Origin of the sequence: Vreelandella maris (assembly GCF_013371085.1) — a bacterium.
GTDB lineage: Bacteria > Pseudomonadota > Gammaproteobacteria > Pseudomonadales > Halomonadaceae > Vreelandella > Vreelandella maris.
This window is the reverse complement of the sequence record NZ_JABWCV010000023.1, coordinates 56,418-63,771: the sequence shown is the minus strand read 5'-3', so window position 1 is coordinate 63,771 and position 7,354 is coordinate 56,418. Positions and strand designations below refer to the sequence as shown.

Annotated in this window: 11 protein-coding genes; 4 read left to right on the top strand and 7 right to left on the bottom strand. The window is 52.5% G+C overall.

From position 1 onward, the window contains the following. Window positions 1–282: 282 nt before the first annotated feature. Window positions 283–471, top strand: a complete 189-nt coding sequence (locus tag HUO07_RS16950) for a hypothetical protein (RefSeq protein ID WP_176304538.1) — start codon at window positions 283–285, stop codon at window positions 469–471. Window positions 472–584: 113 nt separating this feature from the next. Further along, window positions 585–1,160, top strand: coding sequence for an isochorismatase family protein (locus tag HUO07_RS16945; RefSeq protein WP_176304537.1), 576 nt, complete (start codon window positions 585–587; stop codon window positions 1,158–1,160). 24 nt (window positions 1,161–1,184) lie between these two features. Here the strand turns inward: HUO07_RS16945 and yaaA are convergent, their stop codons facing one another. Together yaaA and HUO07_RS16935 are read right to left on the bottom strand one after the other, a co-directional pair. Then, a complete protein-coding gene (gene yaaA, locus HUO07_RS16940; protein WP_176304536.1) occupies window positions 1,185–1,964 on the bottom strand; it encodes a peroxide stress protein YaaA in 780 nt (259 codons plus the stop codon). Window positions 1,965–2,134: 170 nt separating this feature from the next. Then, the gene (locus HUO07_RS16935) at window positions 2,135–3,166 is read right to left on the bottom strand and encodes an NADP(H)-dependent aldo-keto reductase (RefSeq protein ID WP_176304535.1); all 1,032 of its coding nucleotides are present in this window, start codon (window positions 3,164–3,166) and stop codon (window positions 2,135–2,137) included. A gap of 246 nt (window positions 3,167–3,412) precedes the next feature. Between HUO07_RS16935 and HUO07_RS16930 the strand changes: the two genes are divergently transcribed. Together HUO07_RS16930 and HUO07_RS16925 are read left to right on the top strand one after the other, a co-directional pair. Next, a complete protein-coding gene (locus tag HUO07_RS16930; RefSeq protein ID WP_176304534.1) occupies window positions 3,413–3,907 on the top strand; it encodes a tetratricopeptide repeat protein in 495 nt (164 codons plus the stop codon). 33 nt (window positions 3,908–3,940) lie between these two features. Then, a complete protein-coding gene (locus HUO07_RS16925) occupies window positions 3,941–4,453 on the top strand; it encodes a hypothetical protein (protein WP_101146651.1) in 513 nt (170 codons plus the stop codon). A 31-nt stretch (window positions 4,454–4,484) separates the two neighbouring features. Here the strand turns inward: HUO07_RS16925 and HUO07_RS16920 are convergent, their stop codons facing one another. From HUO07_RS16920 to HUO07_RS16900, 5 genes are all read right to left on the bottom strand, one after another. Next, complete coding sequence (locus tag HUO07_RS16920) at window positions 4,485–5,027, bottom strand: LOG family protein (protein WP_101146650.1); 543 nt, start codon at window positions 5,025–5,027, stop codon at window positions 4,485–4,487. 45 nt (window positions 5,028–5,072) lie between these two features. Further along, a complete protein-coding gene (locus tag HUO07_RS16915) occupies window positions 5,073–5,594 on the bottom strand; it encodes a DUF501 domain-containing protein (RefSeq protein ID WP_176304533.1) in 522 nt (173 codons plus the stop codon). Continuing rightward, on the bottom strand, window positions 5,566–5,892 hold the full coding sequence (locus HUO07_RS16910; RefSeq protein WP_008956368.1) for a hypothetical protein: 327 nt from the start codon (window positions 5,890–5,892) through the stop codon (window positions 5,566–5,568). The genes HUO07_RS16915 and HUO07_RS16910 overlap by 29 nt, the downstream gene beginning before the upstream one ends. 52 nt (window positions 5,893–5,944) lie before the next feature. Then, on the bottom strand, window positions 5,945–6,346 hold the full coding sequence (locus HUO07_RS16905) for an acyl-CoA thioesterase (RefSeq protein WP_176304532.1): 402 nt from the start codon (window positions 6,344–6,346) through the stop codon (window positions 5,945–5,947). 97 nt (window positions 6,347–6,443) lie between these two features. Further along, complete coding sequence (locus HUO07_RS16900) at window positions 6,444–7,250, bottom strand: hypothetical protein (RefSeq protein ID WP_176304531.1); 807 nt, start codon at window positions 7,248–7,250, stop codon at window positions 6,444–6,446. Between the last annotated feature and the right edge of the window lie 104 nt (window positions 7,251–7,354).

Here is a 7,354-nt window from a genome sequence, read left to right as displayed (position 1 = left end):
TGAAACCGCTTAGCGCCGATGGTAGTGTGGGGTCTCCCCATGCGAGAGTAGGTCATCGTCAGGCACCTATACCACGAAGAACCCAGCCACCCGGCTGGGTTTTTTGTTGCGTGGAAGAAAGCCATTACTTTCCATATAATTAATTTTTATTAGCACGCCAAAAATAAATGTTTTAAATACATTTATAACAATAGCTTGCGTATTTAACATGGTATTGTTGCCAAGCAGCATCTAGTATTATGCTGCAAGTGCAAGATTTAAAATCTCAGGAGGAGAAACGATATGACGACGGAATTAGCCAAAAAGTTAGCAATTGCCCTATTTATGGTGTTAATGGCAGGCGGGCTGGTCGCCTGTGATGATCAAGGCCCTGCCGAAGAAGCGGGTGAAAGCATTGACGAAAGTGCAGAAGAAGCCGGTGAGAGCATGGAAGAGCTCGGTGAAGATATGGAAGAGGCTGCCGAAGACTAGGCAGAATAAGTATGTGATTGCTACGTTAACAAAGCAGCCGCTGAAAAGCGGCTGCTTTGTTTTTGTATCGTGTCTATTATGATTCCAATAATGATAAAAATTAAGGAGGCGCTGTGCAGTTACAACGTGAAAAAAGCCTACTGCTGATGGTCGATTTTCAGGCTGGCCTGCTGCCTGTGATTGAAGGTGGTCAAGAAGCCGTTACCGAGGCGGCCTGGCTAGGCGAAATGGCTTGCCTGCTTGAGGTACCCGTTTGGTTAACCGAGCAGAATCCTGAAAAGCTAGGTGGTACCGCGCCATCTCTATTGGCCGCTCTAAACGATTATCTACTGTGGCAAAAACAGCATTTCAGCGTGATGGCAGAAGCTGAATTTGAATCAGCATTAAAAGCATCAGGAAAGACGCAGATTGTACTGTGTGGAACAGAAGCGCATATCTGCGTGCTGCAAACGGGATTGGGGTTGCTAGCGGCAGGTTACGAGCTGTATTGGCTTAGCGAAGCGTCTGCCAGCCGTCGACCACAAGAGGCTACGATGGCGCGCGAGCGTGCTTGCGCAAGCGGTGCGGTGACTGTGACAGCTGATATGGTGGCTTATGAGTGGCTACACCGCTGTGACACAGCGCAGTTTAAAGAGGCGCACCAGCGGTTTTTAAAGCCGCGTTCTTCACGCCCCGTACGTTTTTTCTAGATTGTACCAGCCCGGTCGTTCGCTTTAGCGATCAGTTTCTTTGCGAGTGAAAACAAAGGTATCACCCTGAGACGCCGAGGCATCAAAACGGTAGCCCGCCACATCGAAGGCCTTGAGCTCATTAGGTTCGTTAATCTGCTGCTGAATTAGCCAAGCACTCATCAGACCACGTGCCTTTTTGGCATAAAAGCTAATGATCTTGAATGTGCCATGCTTCTCGTCTTTGAATACCGGCGTAATCACCCGCGCATCAAGCTGTTTTGCATCAACCGCCTTAAAGTATTCATTAGAAGCGAGGTTCACCAGCACCTTGGAGCCACTTTCAGCAATGGCCTCATTGAGTGCAGGCGTTAGGGTGGGCTTCCAGTAAGCATAGAGATCTTTACCGGCGCTATTAGATAGCTTGGTGCCCATTTCCAGCCGATATGGCTGAATTAAGTCCAGTGGCCGTAGCAGGCCATATAAGCCGGAAAGTATGCGTAGGTGCGATTGCGCATAACGGTTTTCACCCTCACTGAAGCTTTCGGCTTGTAGGCCAGTGTAAACATCACCCTGAAACGCCTGAACAGCAGGTTTGGCATTATGTAGGGAGAAAGGGGGCTGCCACTCTTCAAAACGTGCGGCGTTCAGGCCCGCTAATTTATCGCTGATACCCATAAGTTCGCTGATTTGCTGCGGCGAATAGTCGCGTAAAATATCGATCAGCGCTTGGCTCTGTTTCAGGAAGTCGGGCTGCGTCACTTTTTTTGTGGTGGGTGGGGTTTCAAAATCCAGCGTTTTGGCGGGAGAGATAACGCTCAGCATTGCATGCTCCTGTTTGTGCCCAGGTAAATAAAAGCCGATTATAAGTGGGTTTAGTATACCAAGCCTCGGCGAAGGCCGAGGCTATAGTGTCGATAGCTTGGTGAGAGCCGCCTTGTTCTGAATGACGATTTTTAAGAGCGGCTTTTAAAGACAGTTGTTAAGAACAGCTTTTAAGGGCAGGGATTAGGCATGCAACGATGAATATCTTCGATTTCCTCTAGCACGTCGTCATCCAGCTTGAGGCTCTCGCTGGCAAGATTGCTTTCCAACTGCTCCATGGTGGTCGCGCCAATAATGTTACTGGTTAGAAAGCTGCGCGAGTTAACAAAAGCCAACGCCATTTGAGCAGGATCTAAGTCATGCTGTTGAGCCAGTGACACATAGGCTTGCGTGGCAGCTTCTGCTTCTGGGGAGGTATAGCGTTTGAAGCGCTCATAAAGCGTCAGGCGGCCTTTTGGCGGTTGGGCACCGTTCAGATACTTACCTGAGAGAACACCAAACCCTAGCGGCGAATAGGCGAGTAGCCCTACGTCTTCACGATGCGCAATTTCAGCCAAACCCACTTCAAAGGAGCGGTTCAGAAGGTTGTAGGGATTCTGTACAGAGGCGACACGCGGTAAGTTCAGCTTGTCGGCGAGCTGTAGCGAGCGCATGACTCCCCAAGGCGTATCATTAGAGAGCCCAATGGCGCGCACCTTACCTGTATCAACCAGCTCTTTTAATGCAGATAGTGTCTCTTCCAGAGGCGTGGCGTCTTCATCTTCGCTATGCACATAGCCTAATTTGCCGAAGAAATTAGTTTGACGGTCTGGCCAGTGCAGTTGGTAAAGGTCAATATGATCCGTATTTAAGCGCGCTAAGCTTGTATCGATGGCCTGATGAATATGCTCGCGGGTGAGGCGTGGACCACCCCGGATATGGTCAAGCCCTGGGCCGGCAGCTTTCGTTGCAATGATGAGGTCGTCGCGGGAGCCACGCTGTTTCAGCCAGCTACCGATATATTGCTCGGTAAGACCCTGGGTCTTAGCCATCGGGGGCACTGGGTACATTTCAGCGGTATCAATGAAATTGATGCCAAACGCCACGGCTCGGTCAAGCTGCTCATGGGCTTCGGCTTCGCTATTTTGCTCGCCAAACGTCATCGTGCCTAAGCAGAGTCGACTGACCTCCATACCGGTTCTGCCAAGTGGGCGCGTTTGCATTTTTATCTCCTTACTAAGGCGGCATTGCCAAAAAATAAGCCACCCTGGCAGGGTGGTAAACGGCTTATGCATGGCATGTTAGCGAGGCTCTGGGAAAGCAGCAAATTAATGGGGTTGAGTCGTCGCAAAGGCAGGCGTATGCTTGCCAGCCCATCGACCGGCTAAAGGCCGGTTTCTCGTGTGGTTGGTAGCTATGTTTGATGGCTGCTGGCCCAAGGTTCCAACAGATAGGCAGGGTGGTTTGCCATGCTGCAGGCATCAACGTTGTTTACTCGGCTAGAATTTCGCCTAGCTGAACGGCTGTTTCATAATCATTGGCTGTTGCCGCGTTCACCGCGCACCCAGCGTTTAACGATGCGCTTGTTTAAGCGCTGTGCGGAAGCGGGTCATCCTGACGCGCTCTCTGTATACGGCCATATGTTGTTTCATCGCAGTCAGACGCCGCAAGACAAGGCGCGCGGTGCGCGATATGTCTTGGAAGCGGCGCATGCCGGGGATGTAAAGTCACAGTATCAGGTGGCACAAATCCACGAGCATGGCTGTGCCCAGTACCCCCGCCGTGAAGATTATGCGGTGACCTGGTATGCCCGCGCTGCCCAGTCTGGGCATTTTTTAGCCGCCGAGCGTCTTGCCCGAGCTTATCGCCTGGGTGAGCTAGGCTTGACGGTAGATGATGAGCGAGCCGCTTATTGGCAGCGACAGGCCGAACAGCAGCCGCTAGATGACGTGGCCGTCGCATAAGCGCTTTCACGTTTTGATTGAGTGAGGAAGGTTGTGTCCGAGACGCTACCCACAGTACTAGATATTGAAGCCTCCGGATTTGGGCGTGGCAGTTATCCCATCGAAATAGGCATCGCACGGGCTGATGGAAGCTGCTGCGCCTTTCTCATTCAACCGCTAGATGAGTGGACGCACTGGGACCCAAAGGCGGAGCTGCTGCACGGTATCTCTCGTGAGCGCCTCATTCAGGAGGGCTATCCCGTGCGTCAGGTTGCCCACTGGTTAAACGACGAGCTGCGCGAGTTAGGCAAGGCCTACAGTGATAGCTGGGGCTACGACAACACCTGGCTTTCCCTGCTCTTTCATCACGCGGGTATGCTGCCGCGTTTTCGCCTTGAGGCGCTAAGGATACTGCTCAGCGAAGAGCAGCAAGCGTTATGGAGCGACACCAAAGAAGCAATGATCGCCGAACGTGGCATTCACCGTCATCGGGCAGGTGAAGATGCACGTTTGCTACAATTGACTTATCAGCATACCCGCCAGCTCACCGAGCGTATGGGCCGCTAGTAACGTCTCCCTCACTCTTCCCTCGTCAGCACTATAGCTGAGCTTCTAATGCATCAAGCAGTTCATTGGATGTTGCTGCGTCGAGCAGCATGTCACGAGTGGCGGATGCCAAAAAGCCATGGCTGACAGTACTGTCTAAAAAGGTCAGCAGCGGTGAATAGAACTCGTCGATGTTAAGCAGCCCCATGGGTTTTTCATGCAGGCCCAGATAGCCCCACGTCCATATTTCAAACAGCTCTTCAAAGGTGCCAATCCCGCCGGGTAAGGCAATAAAAGCGTCGGCATTAGCCGCCATGGTGGCTTTGCGTTCATGCATATTACGCACCCGAATCAGCTCGCTTAACCCAAAGTGTGCCTGTTCTCGCTCCACTAAGTGTTCAGGCATTACGCCAATGACATTACCGCCTGCCTCCAACACTGAATTCGCCAGCTCACCCATCAGGCCAATGCGTGCCCCACCATAAACCAGCGTGTGACCACGCTCGGCAAGCGTGCGTCCTAGTTTATTGGTCGCCTGCCGGAAAACTGGGCTATTACCCTCACGAGAGCCAAGATAGACACAAATTCGAGCCATTCGCTTTTTCCTAACGCTAAAAATGAAAAGTGACTAATCCGTTACTTAGGGTAGGCAGCGGTCGACCTGGTGGTGTTGATCCATCCATTGCCCTATAACGTTGTTACCGCAAAGGTGATGAGCATACTGAGTGTGCAGACAGCGCACTTGGTGCCAGTTACTAATGCCGCCAATGCCGCGCTCGGTCATTACGTCGGTATAGCCCAACTGAGCGACTTCTTGGCGCTGGGCATCGCTCATATAGTCCCAGCGAGCAGCCACATAATCACGGTGACTTTGCAAATAAGCCTCAAGAAAGTCTGGTTCTTCCTGCAGCCGCTGTTCGAGCGCTTTGATAACGCCCACCGCTTCAATGCGAGAAATTTCTACTTTAAGCACGTCTGAGCAGAGCCAATACAGCGTAGGAAAAGGTTTGCCATCAACGATAGGAGACATGCGTAGCACCAGCGGCGTGCCTTTGCCGTCAGTGGCGGCTACTGCTTCAATGCCACGCGGTGCGCGGCCAAGCTGTTGAGCAATAATGGCGAGCTGACGTTCGTCAGGCGCCTGATTGGTGCGTATCACCATCGGGTTGGTCTCTCACAAATTTGTTTGAGCGGCCAACGGCACGGAAAAAGCAGCGATTGAGCTGTTCGGGCGACGCAACATAGCACCACGTCCGCTCACAGTATTCAGCGGCTCGTGCCATTAGCACATCATAAAGGCGGTTGAAGGGGGCATCATAATCGTAGGGGTCTGCCCCAAACAAGCGGATATGCGGATAGTCGGCGAAGCGCTCAACAAAGTAGTGCTCAAGATCCGCTTCAACGGCACGGTGCTGCGCAACGTTGTCAGGGTCTATCCACAGGTTGTAGCGGATGGCCATAAGCGTGGCTCCTATTGCCCCGGAAGTGCGGGGCAGCGTCGGTCAGGCGTGTTCATTCAGGGGCATCTTGCAGGTGGGCCGTTAACGCCTCACGTAAATTGCCCTCAATGGGCTTGGCGCACTTAGTCTGGTGGTCGTACTGCACCATGACGGTGTGACCCAGGTTGGTAAGTGTGCCGTGCTGGCGCGCCTCTTGGGTCACCGTAAACGAACTGTTGCCCAAGCGTGTTAAATACGTGCGTATTTCGATGTCGTGACCGTAAAACAGTTCAGCTCGGTAGTCGACTTCCATACGCGCCATAATTAAGCGCCACTTCTTCGGGTTTAGATCAGGCGTGAAGAGTTTGAATAAGTCGTTACGGGCCAGCTCAAACCACGCGGGTAGGCGAGTATTATTGATATGCCCTAGGGCGTCGGTGTCGTAAAACGCTGGCTCAATGGTACGCGTAAACATGGCATGTCCTTGTTATGAACGAAGGGTTATCAATGACTGGTGATTAATGAACGGGATTAGCAGCAGGTCTTCAGGATTAACCCAAGCAAGTGCTTGGTCAAGTGGCACGGCGTCGATACCACGCCGTCAGTTGCATCCATCCCAATAGCCATAGTGTCGCCGTGGCAAACCCAGCCAAGCTGCCCCACAACAGGCCTAGCGTTGGGTAAGTATAGGAAACACATAGGGTATAACTCAGCAATGAGCCAAGCCCCATCGGGTAGTGTTTGATAACAGTAGCTACAGGGGCCGCGCCGTGATTGAGATGCAGGATCAGCAAAAAGGGCAGCATGGTGACAGGAAAGGCGGCCAGCGTTCCCGCCCAGGCGGGTGGAAGCCAATGCGCTAGGCTCGTAATGGCAAATATGATCGCGGCGGCAAGGCAGGCCCGTGCAGCAAGAGCAGGGAGCGAAAACGATCGACTGGGTGGACTTTTCACATCTGGAATAGCGCGGAACAGGCCACTAAATGCGGCAATAGCCCCTAGTGTTACCAGCGTGCCGCTGAGCCGGGTGAAATCAAATTGGGCGAGTATAGTGCTGGCGGCTAGCCACGCAATGAAACCGCCTAGCACACCGCTGGCCATGCCTTTAACGCCTGGTTGACGTCCTGCTACCCAATAACCGGCGCCTAGCGCCATCGTCGCGGTAAACCCAGCCAGCGTATGTACTGCGCTTTGGGTCGCAAAGGCGGGTGAAATTTCTAAGCCGATAAAAAATAGCGCCAGTGCCGTGCCCAATGGATAACCCGCCAGCAGCCCGGCCATACGTGGACTGGCGCGCACCGCAATCGCCCCTAGCCCCAATACCATACTGATTGAAAGGCCAAGCTTTGCTAGCTGCCAAGTGAGCGGAATTTCTATCATGTAGCGTGTTCCTTGCTGTTATTTTTTTGGTGCTATTGGTGTGTCGTTGTTTTATGACGCCATTTAATGGCCTTCACCGTTTCGGTTTTCTAAGCGAGCGTGCT

Coding starts and splice junctions, on each gene's coding strand:
- HUO07_RS16900 (WP_176304531.1), bottom strand. CDS start 7,250: ATGATAGAAATTCCGCTCACTTGGCAGCTAGCAAAGCTTGGCCTTTCA.
- yaaA (WP_176304536.1), bottom strand. CDS start 1,964: ATGCTGAGCGTTATCTCTCCCGCCAAAACGCTGGATTTTGAAACCCCA.
- HUO07_RS16920 (WP_101146650.1), bottom strand. CDS start 5,027: ATGGCTCGAATTTGTGTCTATCTTGGCTCTCGTGAGGGTAATAGCCCA.
- HUO07_RS16930 (WP_176304534.1), top strand. CDS start 3,413: ATGCTGCAGGCATCAACGTTGTTTACTCGGCTAGAATTTCGCCTAGCT.
- HUO07_RS16905 (WP_176304532.1), bottom strand. CDS start 6,346: ATGTTTACGCGTACCATTGAGCCAGCGTTTTACGACACCGACGCCCTA.
- HUO07_RS16935 (WP_176304535.1), bottom strand. CDS start 3,166: ATGCAAACGCGCCCACTTGGCAGAACCGGTATGGAGGTCAGTCGACTC.
- HUO07_RS16950 (WP_176304538.1), top strand. CDS start 283: ATGACGACGGAATTAGCCAAAAAGTTAGCAATTGCCCTATTTATGGTG.
- HUO07_RS16915 (WP_176304533.1), bottom strand. CDS start 5,594: ATGGTGATACGCACCAATCAGGCGCCTGACGAACGTCAGCTCGCCATT.
- HUO07_RS16910 (WP_008956368.1), bottom strand. CDS start 5,892: ATGGCCATCCGCTACAACCTGTGGATAGACCCTGACAACGTTGCGCAG.